The organism is Pseudomonas fluorescens group sp. PF-69, from assembly GCF_054481235.1.
Window position 1 is genome coordinate 5,811,875 of the sequence record NZ_JBTMNC010000001.1, and the last position, 17,303, is coordinate 5,829,177.

The window sequence follows — 17,303 nt, forward strand, 5'->3', positions numbered from 1 at the left end:
CCGTTACTCCTTGGCCAATGGGCGCAAGGACATCTGGTTTTCCCCCAACTCGATGACCCGCGCCCGGTCCGGGTCCAGCTCCTCGCGTGTCAGGGTCTGACGCCAGGTGTTCACGTTCATTTCGGGGTGACGGAACAACGAGACCACCGAAACGAAGCGCGCATCCTTTGCCATCGGCACATCCAGCTGCGCGCCCTCGCCCGGCTTGACCACCACCGTGCGCTTGTCCAGCAGCGAACTGCCGAGCACGCTGTCGTCATCGTCGAGCAAGCTGTCGTAGGTGGCCTTGTCCATCGCCTTGGTGTCGCTCAGTTGATACACCCGCACCAGTGTCGATACCGACATGGCATTCATGTCTTTCATATCGGTGTTGATCGCGGTACGGGCACTGAAATCCAGGTGCAGGGTTTTCACCTGCTTATAGAAAATCGCCCTGGCGGTGGATGCGGTGGAGTCGCTGACTGACTGGGTCGCGCCACAGCCGGTGAGCAGCGTAGCAACGGTCGCCAGCATCAGTGAGTTAAAAACGGTACGCGACATGCTGTACCTCCCTGTTCTGAGGGTTCTTCGAAAGGCCCTGGTAACGGCCCAGATTGATCGTGATCGTGTCGTGTTCCGCACACTGCCCGGCGTCACACTCCGAGCCCAGCATGCCGGTCATTCCCAGCAAGAGCGGCGCACGTCCCAGGACCGGTTGTGGCAGGCTGCGCACCGGCAGCGACAACTGCAGCTTCGCGGTGCAGCGCCATCCCAGGTATACCCGCAACAGCACCAGCAGGTCGTTGTGCAACTGCCCTCCCGGCAACCAGCCACGGGCTTCTTCCTGATCCTCGGTGAACAACGCCAAATGCAATTGACTATTGGCGTCATACCCGACAGGGCCAAGCGGCGTTCCCTGGGACAAGCTCACCGGGTGCTGCGTGGATAGACTCGCCGGCATTACCAAGGCGACTTTCTGCGGCCAGTGCGGGGTTATCCTGGCCCGGGTGTTGGGCGCGAGCAGCGTCACCAGCGCCATGATGCCTTCGGCGTTGCGGGTCGGCAGGCGCATCACGCTGAGCAGCGCAAGAAACCGCGATACCGGCGTGGCGATTCGCTGGGCGGTACCGGGAATCCCCAGGCCGATCAAGCCAAGCAGGCACTGCGAAGTCGCATCGCTACCGCCCGCTTCGAAGTTGACCGGGTACGAGTACTTGCGCCAGATCCGGTAGAACTGGGTGAAGATCCGGTGGTTGAAAATATCGAGGAAAGCCTCCAGCGCTTCATGCCCTTCCCGGCGCTGGGCAATGTCATCGACAAAAGCCGTCGGCATCGGCGAATCCACACCGTAAAGCCCGAGCAGCCGCGTGCGCACCGTCGCCGGACGCTGCGGATGCCGCTCATCGGTTTCGATCGCCTTGAGTTCAGCGGCAGGAAATCCCATGCCCGGGTCGGGGCGAAAGCGAACCGGATCGTCCGCCGGGTGCGTGGTGCTGCCCAGTGGCGGGTGATCGGGCATTGCCTTTTCCAGCAACTGACAGATGCGATACAGACTGGCCTCGGCCACCCGCCCTTGCAGTGCCTCGAGTAATCCGCTGGCGTTCAGCCGGGAATACGCTGGCTGTGATTCTCGTTCCATCGCAGGCACTTTCCAGTAGGTTGAAGGATCAGCGTGAGCTGGTTGTACAGGTGAATGTCGGCATACAACGCGAAGAAGCGATGGAGCATTTCGCCGAACAGGCTGATGTCGCCCTCGCCGGAAAATCCGTTGGCATCCAGCGTGACTTCGATGTCCACGCCGCGCAGCAGAAAGCCTTTTTCAAAGCGCTGCACCAGGTGGTGATTGACCTCGACAATGGCCGCCAGGCGACGTCGGTTCAGCTCGCTGTCCGTCCAGTCGTACAACGCCAGCGTGCCGCGCAGCACCTCGGCGTTGTCGAGCATCGGCAGGAAGTTCGACCCCAGATGGCTGAGCACCCGCCAGTGAAAGCGGTCGCGGTTCGGCGGGTAGCACGGCAAGGTCGGCGCGCACAGGTTGCGTACCCGCAAACTCGTCTGAGAGGAACGCACCGCCGTATCGAGCAAGGTGCTTTGCAGCGCCTTGCGCGGCAGTTGGCCGTGGGTGCCGGTCAACTGCAGCGACAGGCTGTCGTTGTCGTGCAGCCGATCCAGGTCAAAGCCTTCGCCCCCCAGGATCAGCCAGGTGTCGTGCAAGCCATTCGCGCCACGCTTGAGGCGCGTATGAAAGTACCGCTCGGGCGCCTCGTCACGCAGCATGCCGCCCTTGTGGCGAAAACTGGTGAACGGCACATAGTCATGGCGCTCGGCGTTCTTAGATGCCGTGACCCGGTCCACTGAATAAATTTCGGTATGACCGTCCTGCAAACGCATGGGACGAAGCAGGTAGTCGGTTTGCAACGGCGCCAGGGTCAACGGGTCGGATTCCAGCACAAACAGATTGATCACCGGCACCGCATGCAGGCGGATGTGCTCGGCACTCAGGTTGAACGCTGGCGGCCATGGCTCGCGCAGCACCACCTCCAGGTCGAACCAGGGTGTGCCCGGCGGGAGGTCCAGATGTTCCAGTCCGCAGAGGGTCACGAACATGAACTTCTCACGGAAGGTGAAGTACTCCAGCAGCAACTGATAACCGCTGAAGGCGCTGTCGCCCTTGGGCCACAAGCGATCCTCATCGGCGAATCCCTTGGGCGCAAAATGACCCGCCAATGGACGACGGCTCGACTCGCCCGGCAGGCGCACGAACAGCGCTTGAGTATTGAGGGTCAATGCTTGATGCAGTGCGCTGGCCAGCGGCGCATCGGCATTCAGGTAGAGCGGCAGGCGACTGAGGTCGAACTGGTTCCAGTCGGTCAATGCGCCACAGGCAAAACGCAGGCGCAGCAACGAGCGCCCGTCGGGCTCATGGGCCAGGCGCACGGACTCCAGATCGAGAGGTCGCAGTGTCAGGTCCTGGGTGGTGGTGTAACGGCAGCGGGTGCCCCGTGGACCGATGGGTTGCGACAGCACTTCGAAGCCAGTCGCGATCAGCTCGTTGCGCTTCATCTGCGCAACGTCCGGCGCCAGCTCGACAATGGACAGTGATGGAATGGTGCGCAGGTAATGCGGCCACAGCAGACTGACGAGTCCTTCGGTCAGCTCCGGCAGGTCGTCGTCGAGCTTCTCGCGCAAGCGCCCCATCAAGAAGGCAAAGCCTTCGAACAGGCGCTCCACATAGGGGTCGCGTGCGCCCGGTTTATCCAGGTTCAGTTGCGCCGCCCGGTCCGGAAAGGCTTCGGCAAACTCCTGCCCGGCCTCGCGCAGGTAGCGCATCTCGGCGTCGAAATAATGCAGTGTCAGATTGTCCATGCTCAAAGAAAGAATCCTGATGAATGAGGTTCAGCCGCAAAGTACTGCAGCACGTACCGGATCAATGGCGACCAGCTCCGACAGCAGCGCCTCCATGCGTCGCGAAAGCGTGGGCCTGTCCGTATCGTTGCGCTGTGCTTTGAGGCGCAACAGCTTGAGCAGGCGTGCCTTGACTTCGAAATTCAGCTCCGGCTCCCACTCGGCGAGCGCCTGACGTTGTGCCGTGGCATCCAGCTCACCGAGCAAGTGCATGGCCAGGTCGCTCTTGCCACATTGCTCAGCCACCCGCGCCATCAACAGGCGCAGCAACCACCGCTGCCGTCCGGTCTCAATGCCCGGACGCTGCGCCAGCCAGGCCAGCGCTTTATCCACGCCATCACTGTCAGCTTGTGCCAGGGCTTCGCTCTCCAGGGACAGGATCTCGCCATCGGCGCCGGTCGGGGCAGCCACCGGGGCCGGTAGCCATTGCTGCGGACGATTGCCGCTGACGTGCCGGGCTATCCATTCGCGAGTGACATCGTCAGCGAACGGGGAGCCATCGTTCCAGTTCAGCAATTCCACGCCCGGCAGGCGCTCGATGAACATGCCCAGATCACGCATGACGATATCGGCCCAGCTGTCCTGTGGCGCAGGCAGTTTGCTCAGGGCCTGATACGCACACCATTGCAGGTCCAGCCAGAAATGGTTCACGCCTTCGGCATATATGCGCTCGACCAGATCGAGCAGTTCGTTCCAACTGTTTTGCTGATAGAGGCGCTTGAGTTGTGCCCGATATTGGCTGCGGGGAGGCGCCAGGAGCGTCGAGCCGTCTGCGTCATGGGGCGGCGTATTTTGCAGGGTATCCCAGCGCAGGCTCTTCATCAGACGATGGGCCGCGAGCCAACCCTCAGGCTTTTCGCGCAGGTACTCGGCCAAGGCTCGGCCACCGCCCAGAAGATCGCGCCCGGACTTGATCGCGGTCTCAGTGGTAATGGTGGACTGAGCACTGGCCGGTTGAGTGGCACTGTGCTGCGGAACCAAAGCATCCACCCCACCGGATTGCGCCAGTCGGGCGAACAATGCCGCATGGAGCGTACCCAGTTCCGGCCGTTGATCCTGCGGCCAGGCCTCCAGCCCATGTTCCAGCCAGGCCAGCGCCGCCACCGTGCGCTCCGCCTCGGCCTTCACCACTTCCGGATACAGCAAAAGGCAGTCCAGCACTTTGCCGCTGGCCAGCCATTCCAGGGCCAGTTTGCGGCTATTGGGCCGTACGGGCAGCACGTCCCCGGCGTAACGCTCGACCAGCGCGGCGAGCAAGCTCAGGCCGTCGGCCAACCCGGGCTCACCGTCCGCGTGCAAACGCCCCCACAAGTAGTAGGTGGCGACGCGCAGGTCCTTGCAGCGCTGGCCGAGCAGTTTCTCCGCCAGTTGCACCACCTGCTCGACATCCACCCCGGAGAGCTTGTTGACCTCTTCGCGCATGCGCTGGAAGTCATCGTCGTAACCCGGATCTTCGCCCACCGGTGAATCGGCGCTGATGGGTTGCAACCAGGGCTGCCAGCGCTCGCCTTGCTCCCGGGCAAAGGACAAGACATCACGCTCACCCAGGCACCGGTCGATCAATGTTTGCAAGCTCATTTTAACTTCCCCTTCTGCGCTTTGGTGCCCTCAACCACAAACACCTGCGTCGGCAATTCAAAGCCCCTCAGCTTGAGCAGCGCCATCGGCCCCGCGCCCAGCTCGGTGCGCAGGTGCCAGGTCAGGTCGATGCCGTCCGGGGCCTTGAGTTGCACCTGGTAGTGGCTGTCGCTGTCGTTCAAGGGCGTGATCCGCGCCTGTTCCAGCAGGCGGATCAGGCCCCAGGTGCCCTGGTAGTCGCCGAACAGACGTTCGCCGGCAACGACGCTGGTCCAGGTCAGGCTGGTGCCCGGGTGGCTGGTGAAACCGGGCCAGCTGAAGCGCTGCCAGCGCTCTTTCTGGTTGAAGTAGTGATGTTTGTCGCCATTGAGGATGAAGGTGGTCTGCACCAGGTCGCGCACCGGTTTGGCCCGCAGTTCGAAACTCAGGCCCATGCCGCCGTCGGTGAACAGCACGTCGGCCAGGTGGCTGAGCTGGTTGATCGCGCTGAGGAATTGCGGGTTGAAATGCAGGCCCTGGCTATGGCGCGTATCGGCCACCCAACGCTGGCCTTCCTTGCGCAGCACCCCGCCCAGTTGCTGCTGCAGGAACTGTTCGATGCGCCCGGAGTCGGCCCGAATCATTTGCCCCAGCATCGGCAGCGACGCGTCGCTGGGGGTCGCGGCGAAGGGGAAGCGGCCGGCGAAGGCGCCGCGCCATTCGTCGACGATCGCCCGTTGCCACTGGCTGTTGAGGCCGGCGGCCGAGGGTTGCAGGACCCGTTGCCAGGCCTGTTCCAGCGGCTGCACGAACAGGGTCTGGCCGACCCCGTCCCACTCCGCGCCGAGGCTGGCGGCGACCAGGCTGCCATAGGACTGGGTGTCGGTGAGGTCGACGTTCTGACCCTGAAACACACTCTGCGCCAAGGCCTGGGTCGTGTCCTGCGGGTTGGCGGCGTTGCTCACTTGTTGCAGTTTCAGGCGCACCCGGGTGACGCGGTTGAGGAAGGCTTGCAGGCTCAGGCGGTCGCTGTCGTTGCGGCTCTCGGTGTCCTTGCCCGCAGCGCCAGCAACGGCCCGAAGGTGGCGTCCAGTGGACTGACCGGGCCCTGCGGCTGCTGGTCGATCACCGGCACCTTGTCCTGCCCGATCAGTTTCTGCGCCGATTTGACCAGCGAATCGGCGAACGCCTGACCGCGCATGCCGGCCTGGCCCTGATACGCCAGGGTGTTCATCAGGGCAATCAGCGGCGACTGGCGCACATCGCTCATCAGCGCCAATTGGTCGATGACCTCGCCCAGGCTTTGCACCTGGCGCCAGCGCAGACGGTTGAGGAAGTCCAGCCAGGCGTTGGCGTAGTCCTGGAAATAGCGTTCGGTCAGGCGTTGGCGCAGTTCATCCGGGGTCAGTTCGGCGGCGATGTCGGTGGGGTTGTCGCTGAGCACCCAGTCGATTTCTTCGCGGCGCGCCTCGGCGATCTCGTCGATGGCCTGGCGCACCTGGCCTTCCCAGGCTTGACGGGTGAACACGCCGGGGACCTGGGCTTTGCTGGAGAACAGCGCTGCGGCATCGGTATCACCGACCATCTGCGGCAGGCTCAACGCCGGAAAGTGATTGGCCGAGGCGTCGATGACGCTCTGGTACAGGCTGGACTCGGCATTGCGCTGGCCCAACTGGCCGAGCAGCACCTGCCGGGCCTGGGCCACCAGCTTCGGGTCGGCCTCGATGCGCCAGTCCGGGTGGGCGGCCAGTTGCTGCGCGTAAAACTGCCACAAGGTCGGCGCCAGCGCCTGCCAGAGCCCCGGCGAAATCCCGCGCGGCGGCTCGACCGCCATTAAGGTCTTGGAGAGAAAACCCGGATCGGCCTTGTCCGGACGCGCCAGCATCAGGTAGGCCTTGAGCTGGTCGTAGGCCGCACCGGCACGTCGGGCGCGCTCGGGGCTGTCCGCCGGCAGCTTGATCAGGCGGTCGAGCTGCGCCTCCAGCTGGCTCACGGCCGGGTCGCGCAGCAGCCGCTGATTGGCCTCGACGTAACGCGGCCACAGCGCGGTCAGCAGCGCATCGTTCTGGTTCAGGCCAAAGCGCTGGTACCACGGCACGCCGTGTTCGGCGCGGTAATCCAGGCGCGACAATTCACGCGCCAGTTCGTTGAGCGCGTGCAACTGCTCATCGCCCTGGCCCGACGGCTGCAGCGCCGCCAGCGAGCTGTGCAGTTGGGCGATCTGCACGCGGTTGCTGACGAACGACAACAGCAACCCGGCGCCCCACAACAACGCCAGGCCCAGGACCAGCACGTAGGCGATGCGCGGGGCGCTCCAGCCCAGGCGCCGACGCTGGCGCGCCCGGTCGCCAAGCACGCCTTCCCAGGCCGGCTCCAGGGGCCAATGGTGCTCGGAAGCATCCGACCCACCCGCCAACGGCAGGCTGAACCACAGCCCGCGCAACGGCACCTCCTGAGCCAACACACCGAATACCGGCGTCAGCGCCTGGCGCCAGCGGGCCATGCCCTCGACTTGCAAATCACGGGACAGACGCAACAGAAAGTCATACCGGCGCTGCTCGTTCATCTGCGCCAGGCCTTCGCGGCGCAGCGGTTCGAGCAGGCTGGCCAGCGCCGTGTCCAGAGCTTCGGGTGTCAGGTCGGTTGGCAGCCGGCAACCGACGGGCTGGACCGGGCGACCGTCCTGCGCCCACTGACTGTCGCAGACCTGCCACAGGTGCAGGGGCAAGGGCCATTTCAGCTCACGGGCGAGGGATTGCAGGTGATTCACGCCGAGGCTGACGGCTCGCTGATCGGCGCTCTGGTCGCGGCTTAATGCCCAGACCACACCGTCGAGGGCGCGCCAGCGGGTCAAGCGACGGCACAGGTCGATGACCGAATCGTCGAGCCTGCCCTGCACGCTGCCGCCCCAGAGCAGCACGGTGTCGTGGCCTTGCAGCCAATGTGTCGGGCTCAGGTTGGGGGCGATGGCGTTGATCTGTTCGGGTTCGCCGATGAGCAGAAAGATCCGGGTCTTGCGGCGCCAGAAGGGGCCGTGGTTTTTGCTCTGACGGGCTTTGATCGCCGCTAAGGTTCGCGCTGCCGGCGTATCGACGGATTTGTCTGGGGACGTTTGCGCAGGCTGGCGCACATCATCCGCATCTGGCCGACGATACACCGAGCGCCCCAACGGGCGCCCCAGCAGGTAATACCCCCCCAGGAACGCCAGCAGCACAAAGGTGGTGGCCGAGATCACGGAAAACCAGAGGGTTTGCCGCACGCTGCCGGCAGCCATGCCCAAGGATTCAGGGTGATACCAGACCAAAACGCCCAACACCACACCCGTGAGTAACAGCACGCCAAACAGCCCATAAAATCCTACCGCGCGTCGCAACTGCATTCGTTATTCCTGTTTCGAAAGGGGTGACACGGGCATTAACACCGTGCTCCAGAGTCCAGCAGCGACATCGCCCCCGCTGAAAATGAATTGCGCTCCGGCACCGCGTTCAATCGTCTGCGTCGCGGCGGCGATCGCCAGCCAGGGTGAGGCTTTCCCGGGATGGCCCAGCAAGTCATCGAGGTCGCACAAGCCCTGCTTGGGCTTGGCTGGCAGAGGAACGTCGGCCGATACCGTTGCCAGGTCGGCACGACGTTGCGCATCGATACCGACCCGCCAGACCTGTTCGATCGACGGCGCAGGCAACGGCACCCAGTCGAGCGCCTGACGCGCGGCGTACAGCAGATCGGCACCGGTGGGTGTGCGCTCCTGCTCAGGGCGATGCAGATAGGCGATCGGCGCCAGGGTGGTTTGCGTCAGGCGGTTGCCGAACAACAGGCCAACGGCTGCTTCCGCCGTGCCTTCGGCCTGTTCCGGTGCGAACTGCGCCGCCACCACCATCAGCAGGGCCTGATCGTTAATGCGCTGGTCGAGCCATTGATCCACCGCAGCCAGGCCATGGCCCTCGACGGCGACCGTCGATTGGCGGATGCCGCATTCACTCCAGGCCTTTCGCCAGAGGCGTTGCAACGTGCTGTCAGGCAAACCGCTATCGACCTCCAGCAACAATGCCAGCGGCGTAGCGTCCGGTAACGGCTCCAGGGTTTGCCTCAGGTCTTCGAGGACCTGCAGCAGCATCCTCAGCAACGCGAGCTCTGGATCTTTCCTGTCGCCAGGCAAACGACTGTGCCGCAGGGGTAATTCACCCTGACTGGCCGGTTGAGCCTCAAGTGAGGCGTTTCCATCCAGCAAGGCATCGAGCTGGCCGGTTGGCGGCGACCCCGGAGTTCGAAGCGCGGTGTATAAACTCACGCCCAGTATTTGCTGAGAACGTCGCCCTTGCCGGGTTTGGCTGATCAGATCGTCCTGACGCGCTTCATCCCAGCCATCAGCGACCCGATGTTGACCCAGGTAAAGCGCCGTCCGCCCGAAACCCAGCAAGCACCACCCCGCCAAAGGCACGCCCAACGCCGCCCCCCACAACATCATTGGCTGCTCGCGCCACGCTGGAGGCGCGAACACCCAGGCCACCCCAATACCCACCAGCAAAAAAAGCGGAAGTAAAACTAGCCAAAGCCAGACACGAGGAGGTGCCGGTCGCGACGCCGGCGCAGGGATCTGATCCAGTCTGATCGGCATGGCTAGTTCGCGCCCGCGACAGGCAGTGAGGAAATCAACACGCAGCCGCAAGCGCAGCGATGACCGTCGAACGCGACCGGCACGCCATTGTCGCGAAACGCCGGGTGCCCCTCGGCGATCACTGTGCGGCCATGACCCGGAACCGGGCAGCGCACCGGATCGCCCTCACGCGCCACACCTATGCCGTCAAACAGCATGTCGGATGAGCCCGACAGTACGGTGCCGCCGCCGGTGTTTTTGTCTCCCACGCGAATGATGCCTTGCATATTCCTGCTCCTTTTTATTAATCGATAATTACTGATTCGAGTGCTCTTGACTCACTACGTCTTGCTGTAAAAAAACGCCGTCATGCAATACGAAATTCGAAAACTGCAAAGAGCGCCCAGCCGCATCACGCTGCTCGAACCACTCAATGGAAAACCCCTGCAAGTTCCACTGCACCGAAGAGAAGTCCTGGTCTTGCATCGCCGTCCCCGAGTTCTGACTTGTCATTGAAATCGAATGCAAACAACTGCTCACCAGCGTCCTGGTTATCTCAGTCAATGCCGTGCCGGTTATTCGATAAACATGAAGCCATATTTCGTTTCCTGCGCCACAAAGTCCTAACGGATTTCCAGCGTTAGAGGGTGAGACCTGAAACAGCGAAACATACTCAATCTCGCCAAGTTCGTGCTTTCTTTTGTCATAGAACACACCATCTACGCTGGGAAGTAACTTCACGTCGTAGGCTGTTCCGTCCGTCATTGAAAGATGCACCTGCCCGCTATTATTTTTCGCCCAGAATGTCTCGGTGCCGGCATGCGCATGACTCACCAGCCCGGATCCAAGCAGTAAAAAGAACAGTACCCTTGTGAATTTACTGGCCCAGCACGTGATCTGCATAACACACCCCCTTATATTCCCAGGGGTGCTCATCGGACTGTCCCTTTGTGCCCTTCGAGTAGGTGTCTTTGTCTCGCTCGCGCAATTCAGCTTCGGTCTTGTCCTTGTTTTTTTCTTTATCCATCGACCACCCAATGTTGCCGGTATTGGTATCGCACAAAGTGTTCTGTTTCCTGACCCAGGAAGCGGTGACCGTGTTCCACTCATGATACGAACCGCCGTTCCAGCGACTGAAAACCTCGTGCAGCAGTTGATCGTCGGTATAGGTTCTGCCCGCCTGCCCAAGGTATTTTTTGGCAATACGAACTTTGTCTTTATAAATGGAAGATCCCGCCAGGATGTTGGCTTTCCAGTTCCATGCCTGTTCGTAGGTCGGCGCCGGATTGGTCATTTGCGTGATGCCGTAGCCTTTATCAAAGGCAACGATGGGCTCGCCATCCAGGTCTATGAAGTGCTTTGAGCGGGTTTCTTGCTCCAGGAGTTTATCGAAGCCAGTTAAACCCTCCAGACCTGCTATATAGGCCGCCACGCTTTGTTCAGATGGATTTTGCCCTTTTATAACAACAGTTCTGGTCAGGGTCTTTTCATTAACATTCACTTCAACTGTCAGAGTTCCGCCCAGCACTTTCTCGGAAAAACCAACTGTCCACGATGGGGTACTGCTGACAAATGAACCCGTTTCCTTAAAAGTTTGTAGAGCATTGCCTTTTCGTGCGCGTTCCCTCAGCCCACTGACTTTGGCCTCCCACTCAATGGTCCACGACCACTTGTAATTTCCGGCGACTTGAGTTCGAAACTCGAAAACAATATCTGGCAACTGTGCATCCTGCGTAATTCTGAACACCGCATTCTCGACCGGTGTCAGCCAGGTTAGTGAACTGTCCGAGGACACAACCCTGGTGACGGTACCGTCCGTATTATTCGTGCTACCTGCATGCTTTACTTGCTGCATGGCATCGCCCCTCCCTGTAATAACGCGCGAGTTGGTTCAAAAACGTTTTATAGCTATTAACAAAATCGGTTTAACTAACGATTACCAAGTGCCATAGGGAATCCCGTGCTTATCAATGTAAGCCTGCGCTTCAGGGTTGGGTGCTCGGTAATAGATACCGTTGCCGTTCCGGTGAGGCCCTAGTGGCTCCACCTCGGCCTGAAAGCGCCCGACTTCCTTGTAGTCCAGACAGGCCCCGCCGACCCAGACCTTGACGATGCCGCCGGGGGCCATGCCAAGAGTGATGGAGTCCCGATAGTCAACCTTCCACTTTTGGGAACCGGGGCAATACACCTTCTCTGGCTTGACCATCTCATCGCGTACCCACTGCGGGATCGGAATGCGAATTTTGTAGGCCTGAGGCTCCACCAGCGATTGCCAGCGCAGGAAGATCCGTTGCGGCAGGTCGACGTTGTTCACTGGCATCATCGACCCTCCGCCTTTGTGCCAGCCCTCCACTCTGCCGGTATAACTGGGTACCCCGGCAGATACGCGGAAAAACGGCAAACCACGCTGATCCAGCACATCCACGGTTTCGACCCACACTTCCATATGGCGCGGTGCAGCGAGGCCGACATACCAACTGTGGTAGGGCAGCTTGGGCGGCGGATAAGGCTTGGGACCACTGGCACAGGCACACAGGCTGAACAACAGGCTGACGAGCAGGGTCAGGCGCTTCATTGGGGATTGCCCCTTACCAAGTGCCATAGGGAATCCCGTGTTTATCGATGTAAGCCTTGTTCTCAGGCTCGAGTGGGATGTATTGGCCTTCGCTTTTGCCTCTGTAGGGCCCAAGTGGCTCCACTTCCGCCTGAAAGCGCCCGACTTCCTCGAAGCCCAGGCATGCCCCTCCGACCCACACCTTGACGATGCCGCCGGGGGCCATGCCAAGAGTGATGGAGTCCCGATAGTCGTCTTCCCACGTTTTGGACCAGTGACAAAATCCACGCTCTCGCTTAACCATTTCATCGCGTACCCACTGCGGAATCGGAATTCTGATCTTGTAGGCTTGTGGCTCCACCAGCGACTGCCAACGCAGGAAGATCCGTTGCGGCAGGTCGACGTTGTTTACCGGCATCATTTTACCCCCTCCCTTATGCCAGCCTTCCGGCTTACGGGTGTAGCCTGCGCCCCCTCCGTGCACTTCGAAAAATGGCAGCCCACGCTGATCGAGCACATCGACGGTCTCGACCCACACCTCCATATGGCGCGGCGCAGCCAATCCGATATACCAGCTGTTATAGGGGAGCTTGGGCGGCGCGTAAGGCTTGGGACCACTGGCACAGGCGCACAGGCTGAACAACAGGCTGACGAGCAGGGTCAGGCGCTTCATTGCGGATAGCCCCTTACCAAGTGCCATAGGGAATCCCGTGCTTATCGATGTAAGCCTGCGCTTCAGGGTTCGGTGCTCGGTAATAGATACCGTTGCCGTTCCGGTGAGGCCCTAGCGGCTCCACCTCGGCCTGAAAGCGCCCGACTTCCTTGAAGCCCAGGCATGCCCCTCCGACCCAGACCTTGACGATGCCACCGGGGGCCATACCAAGAGTGATGGAGTCCCGATAGTCGTCTTCCCACGTTTTGGACCAGTGACAAAATCCACGCTCTCGCTTAACCATTTCATCGCGTACCCACTGCGGGATCGGAATGCGAATTTTGTAGGCCTGCGGCTCCACCAGCGATTGCCAGCGCAGGAAGATTCGCTCGGGTAGATCGACGTTATTCACAGGTTTCATCTTCCCCCCGCCTTTGTGCCAGCCTTCTGGCTTGCTGGTGTAGCCAGCCACGCCGGCAGAGACGCGAAAAAATGGCAAGCCACGCTGATCAAGCACATCCACGGTTTCGACCCATACTTCCATATGGCGCGGTGCGGCGAGGCCAACATACCAACTGTGGTAGGGCAGCTTGGGCGGCGGGTAAGGCTTAGGACCACTGGCACAGGCACACAGGCTGAACAACAGGCCGACGATTAGCGTCAGGCGCTTCATTGCGGATAGCCCTTCTGTGGCAGGTTGTCGTAGACGTTACGCTTGTTGTTTTCCGCCGGTTTGCTGATAAGAAGCCCCTTGCTGGCGACCCAATGGGCGGACTGATGGATATATCGCTGACGCAGTAGGCGCTCCTGCTCGGCATCGAGGTTGACCTCGACACCCGCCAGTGCCTGCTCGAGAATCCGGGCGGCGATGGCCTGCAATTCTTCTGGCATCTGAAAACGCCGGTCCTGCTCGTCAATGACATCAAACGGCACACCATGGCGCACCCCCAGTTCTCGCATCAGCCGCAAATAAACAAGCGCCAACTCACCACGCACGGTCCGGTCGAGTTCAATGGTCAACATATGAAGCTGATCTTTAGGCTCCGGACCGCCACGGGCGGCTGTGGGGACGTGCCAACTCTTGATGTCGATGCGACCGTCACCGGCGATACCGCTGTCACGGAGCGCCTGGACCTTAGGCAGGTTTTTTATCCACTCCGTTGTGGATTGCACGGGTTGATTGTGGCGCAGGGTGACGCGGCTCGGCCTGGTCAACCAAAGCCGTTCACGGATGCGCGGCAAATAGCCACCGCCGATGTTCGAATGCACTCCAGGCAGGCTGATTTGCCGGTGGCCCTTTAGCACGCTGTTAAGCGCAAAATTGTTCCGACACTCGTCGCGGGCCTGCAACTGGATGACCTGGCGCGCACAACCGGGCGGCAGGTACAGGTTCACACCGGGGTTGTGATCATTCGCCACGCTCAGGTCAAGGCCACCGATGGCGGCGACGGTGTCGAACAAGCCGATGAAGTTGAGGCTGATATCCACTGCCGGGTCGAACGTGGTCAATAGTGTGAAACGGCCGGCCTGTAGCAACTCTTTGAACAGACCACGCCCCGGTTTGAGCAACTCATTGGCACAGTGCCGCGCGGCGGCGGCACCGCGGCTGAAGCCAAAAATATCAAACTCGATTTTCTGGATGTATAGGCCAGGATTGGCTTGCTGAAAGCTGTTCAGTTGTTTTTGTATGGCAGCCGGTGCTTGTTTAACTCGCGCCACGACTCCGGTTTCACCCAGCCCCATACCCATGCCATAAAGTGAATCCTTCCCGGTACTACGGGTACCAATACCCTCCAGATAGACCGGTACATAGCCAATATCAGCACCCGACGGGAGGGCATCAGTAGCATGATCTGGATACAGGTCCCACAGATGCACCACATTACTCGGCGCATTCCCATAACTGTTGTCCGGCGCGCTGTTGAAGGCCTCGCCATCGAATTCACCAAACCCGTAACCCTTGCAATGATCAATGATGCTCGCCAGCTCGCTTTCATCGAACAGCGCCAGATCCTCACGTCGACATTGTTCCGTGGCCGCAACGTTGGCCAGGTTGTTACCCGTCCCGTCAAAGAACAGCCCCAGGCGCAGGGTGATGCCTTCTAGCTCTTCTTCCTCTTCCTCCTCTTCCATGTCGTAGATCAGCGACAGCTCTTCGGGCTTGGCGGTGTAAACCCTTTCGGTGAAGCCCTGGCTGTCGGTGGTGCCCTTCCAGACCTTACCGGAGGCGCTGGTGATCTTGTACGGCACGTTGGCCCAGGGTTGTTCGCCATTGCTGGCGAATATCCGGAATTGCTCATCAAACATCAGTGGCGGGTTGATGAGCGGTGGCAGCGTCGGTATGGCTGCCGCCTGAGTGGCTTTGCTTGGCAGATATTGGTAATGCGCCGACTTGACCTTGTGATCCCCCGCCGTGCCCGACTCGATGCCGACCCCGTCCAGCGTGAAGTAACTGCCACCGCCATTCAGAACGATTTTTTTCTTCGCCGTGATGCGGATTTCGTCCTCGGTGCTGGTGATGTCCAGACCATGCCGCGCCATCAACTCCAGCTTGTCGTTTTGCGCCTGGATCTGCACCGCGCCCTGGTTGGCGATCAGCTTGATGCCGAGCTTGCGCACGAACAGGCTCAAGCCCTGGCCCACGCCGATGAACAGGCGCTTGACCACGCTGAGGTCCGCTTCGCCGCCGGCGTTGAGCATCAGGTTGTGCTGGGCCGCCAGTTGCAGGTGCTGGCCGCTGGTGAGGGCGATGCCTTTGGGGGCGCTGAGCAGCAGCACTTGGGACTTGAGCTGTTCGAGGTCCTGCCTTAGCAGCTGCAGTTGCGCGGCCACGTCCGCCGGTTCGGCGCTGGCGGCCTGGGCGTCGACCGAGAGTTGTTGCAGTTGTTCGCCGGCCTGTTGCAGACGGTCCACGGCGCTGGCCATTTCGAGCGCCGGGCCTTGCGCCTTGGGCTGTCCATCGGCGCTGATAAAAATGCCCTTGCCCCCACGAATCGCCCCCCAATCATCCGTCCTCAGCTCAAACCCTTCCCCGCGCTTGTGCTTCTTCGCATCCACCAGATGCCCGAGGTTCAGCTGGCTCTTGCCGCTATACTCGGTGCTGAGCTTGACGTGCTCCTGCCCGCGCCGATCCTCCATGCGCAGCTTGTTGTTGGCCGGGGTGCGCAGCACGTTGCGGGTGTAGTCGCGCTTGGCCAGGGTGACGGGGTCGGGGTGCTGGTTGTCGTGCAGGGCGTGGGCGATGTAGGGGCGGTCGGGGTCGCCTTGTTCGAAGGCGATGGCCACTTCGGTGCCGGCAATCAGCGGCAGGTGCAGGCCGTGGGTGTCGCCGGCGTAGGCGCGTGCCTGGCGCAGCCACATGCTTTCCTGGCCGGGTTTCCAGGTGTCGCGGTCGAACAGGAAGTTGACCCGGTAACGCCCTTCGAGGTCGATTTCGGCGTAGGGGTCGTTGGCCTGGGGGTTGGTGACGCGCGCCGGGACGGTGCCGGCGATTTGCGGTTTGTCCACCAGCGGCGGCCGAAAGCAGATGGTCTCGGCATAGGGCATGGCCTCGAAGCGGGCTTCGAAGCTGCGGTCGCGGGCGGCGCGGGTGACCAGTCGGGTGATGACCGCGCCGGGAGCGAAGGCCTGGGGCGCGCCGCCGGTGATTTTCAGGACCTGGCCGGGCGCCAGGGTGGCGCTGCTGCTGACGCCGCTGAGCAGGGTCTGGTCGTTGAGGTAGCGCTCGTGGCGCAGGCGCGCATAGAAGTAGCCGCTTTCGCTTTGCAGGTCTTCGTCCTGGAGGTAGGCGTGGGCATCGCGGTGATGATAGGCGCGGACGTTGACCTGCCGTTCCACCACCTGATGGCGGGTTTGCAGGTCCCAGACGCCGTCCTCGTCGCTGCTGCTCAGGCCGGCGGGGGGATGATGCGGCAGGCGCACATCGAACTGGTAGCCGCGCTGGTCGTCGCAGAACTCCACCACGTCGATGCGCAGGCGCTCGTCGCTGGTGAAGCGGTACCAGATGCCGACGTCGGCCAGCAGGCGGCTGATGAACATCAGGTCGCTCTCGTTGTATTGCATCACCTGCTCGCGCCTGGGGTACTCGCGCACCAGGCGAAAGAAGAAATCCTGCCCCCGGAAGCCGTGGCGGCTGCGCAGGATGCTCTCGACGATTTCCGGCACCGATTGCTGCTGGTAGATGCGGTACTGCCGGCCGCGATCGAGCAGGGCGAGGCGCGGTTGCAGGGTGATTTCGTAACGCGCTTCGTCCACCGATGCGGACAAGCGCTTGAAGCCGCTGACCACGCCAAACACGGTGCGCAACGGCTTGACCTCGGGCAATTTCAGCCCCGGCAAGGGCTTGATCGGCGGCGCGTGCAGGCTGAAACGCGCGTCCTGGCCGAGCAATTGCGGGGCGCCGAGGTCGAGGTCGGTGCTGGTGAATTCGATGGTGTAGAGGAAGGGCTCGCTCAGGCGTTCCTGGCCTTCGAAGGCGAGTACGTCGAGGGTGGCCTTGAGGTCGCGGACCTGGAGTTTGTGGCGGCTGTGGTCGAAGAAGGTGCGTAATTGACTGGACATGC

The 17,303-nt window shown here is 61.5% G+C and carries 12 protein-coding genes and 1 pseudogene; all 13 read right to left on the bottom strand.

Annotated features, from left to right (window positions below; translation table 11 throughout):
• Positions 1 to 3 precede the first annotated feature (3 nt).
• Entirely contained in the window at positions 4 to 540 is a 537-nt protein-coding gene (gene tssJ / locus ACX3YF_RS27105) for a type VI secretion system lipoprotein TssJ (RefSeq protein WP_448646409.1), read from the bottom strand.
• A complete protein-coding gene (gene tssG / locus ACX3YF_RS27110) occupies positions 521 to 1,618 on the bottom strand; it encodes a type VI secretion system baseplate subunit TssG (RefSeq protein WP_448646408.1) in 1,098 nt (365 codons plus the stop codon). The genes tssJ and tssG overlap by 20 nt, the downstream gene beginning before the upstream one ends.
• Entirely contained in the window at positions 1,582 to 3,351 is a 1,770-nt protein-coding gene (tssF, locus tag ACX3YF_RS27115) for a type VI secretion system baseplate subunit TssF (RefSeq protein ID WP_458974624.1), read from the bottom strand. The genes tssG and tssF overlap by 37 nt, the downstream gene beginning before the upstream one ends.
• A gap of 24 nt (positions 3,352 to 3,375) precedes the next feature.
• Positions 3,376 to 4,962 carry a type VI secretion system protein TssA gene (tssA, locus tag ACX3YF_RS27120; protein WP_448646406.1) on the bottom strand — a complete coding sequence of 529 codons (1,587 nt, stop codon included), beginning with the start codon at positions 4,960 to 4,962 and terminating at the stop codon, positions 3,376 to 3,378.
• A pseudogene (locus tag ACX3YF_RS27125) lies at positions 4,959 to 8,320 on the bottom strand (ImcF-related family protein). The gene tssA and the pseudogene ACX3YF_RS27125 overlap by 4 nt, the downstream one beginning before the upstream one ends.
• 3 nt (positions 8,321 to 8,323) lie before the next feature.
• Positions 8,324 to 9,439: a hypothetical protein gene (locus tag ACX3YF_RS27130; RefSeq protein WP_458974551.1), complete on the bottom strand. Its 1,116-nt coding sequence runs from the start codon at positions 9,437 to 9,439 to the stop codon at positions 8,324 to 8,326.
• 119 nt (positions 9,440 to 9,558) lie between these two features.
• Entirely contained in the window at positions 9,559 to 9,822 is a 264-nt protein-coding gene (locus ACX3YF_RS27135; RefSeq protein ID WP_448645551.1) for a PAAR domain-containing protein, read from the bottom strand.
• Positions 9,823 to 9,850: 28 nt separating this feature from the next.
• The gene (locus ACX3YF_RS27140) at positions 9,851 to 10,438 is read right to left on the bottom strand and encodes a hypothetical protein (RefSeq protein WP_458974625.1); all 588 of its coding nucleotides are present in this window, start codon (positions 10,436 to 10,438) and stop codon (positions 9,851 to 9,853) included.
• Positions 10,413 to 11,390 carry a hypothetical protein gene (locus tag ACX3YF_RS27145; protein ID WP_458974626.1) on the bottom strand — a complete coding sequence of 326 codons (978 nt, stop codon included), beginning with the start codon at positions 11,388 to 11,390 and terminating at the stop codon, positions 10,413 to 10,415. The genes ACX3YF_RS27140 and ACX3YF_RS27145 overlap by 26 nt, the downstream gene beginning before the upstream one ends.
• A gap of 81 nt (positions 11,391 to 11,471) precedes the next feature.
• Positions 11,472 to 12,110, bottom strand: coding sequence for a DUF2931 family protein (locus ACX3YF_RS27150; RefSeq protein WP_458974627.1), 639 nt, complete (start codon positions 12,108 to 12,110; stop codon positions 11,472 to 11,474).
• 13 nt (positions 12,111 to 12,123) lie between these two features.
• A complete protein-coding gene (locus ACX3YF_RS27155) occupies positions 12,124 to 12,762 on the bottom strand; it encodes a DUF2931 family protein (protein WP_458974628.1) in 639 nt (212 codons plus the stop codon).
• A gap of 13 nt (positions 12,763 to 12,775) precedes the next feature.
• Positions 12,776 to 13,414, bottom strand: coding sequence for a DUF2931 family protein (locus tag ACX3YF_RS27160; protein WP_458974629.1), 639 nt, complete (start codon positions 13,412 to 13,414; stop codon positions 12,776 to 12,778).
• Positions 13,411 to 17,301: a type VI secretion system tip protein VgrG gene (vgrG, locus tag ACX3YF_RS27165; protein WP_458974630.1), complete on the bottom strand. Its 3,891-nt coding sequence runs from the start codon at positions 17,299 to 17,301 to the stop codon at positions 13,411 to 13,413. The genes ACX3YF_RS27160 and vgrG overlap by 4 nt, the downstream gene beginning before the upstream one ends.
• Positions 17,302 to 17,303: the final 2 nt, after the last annotated feature.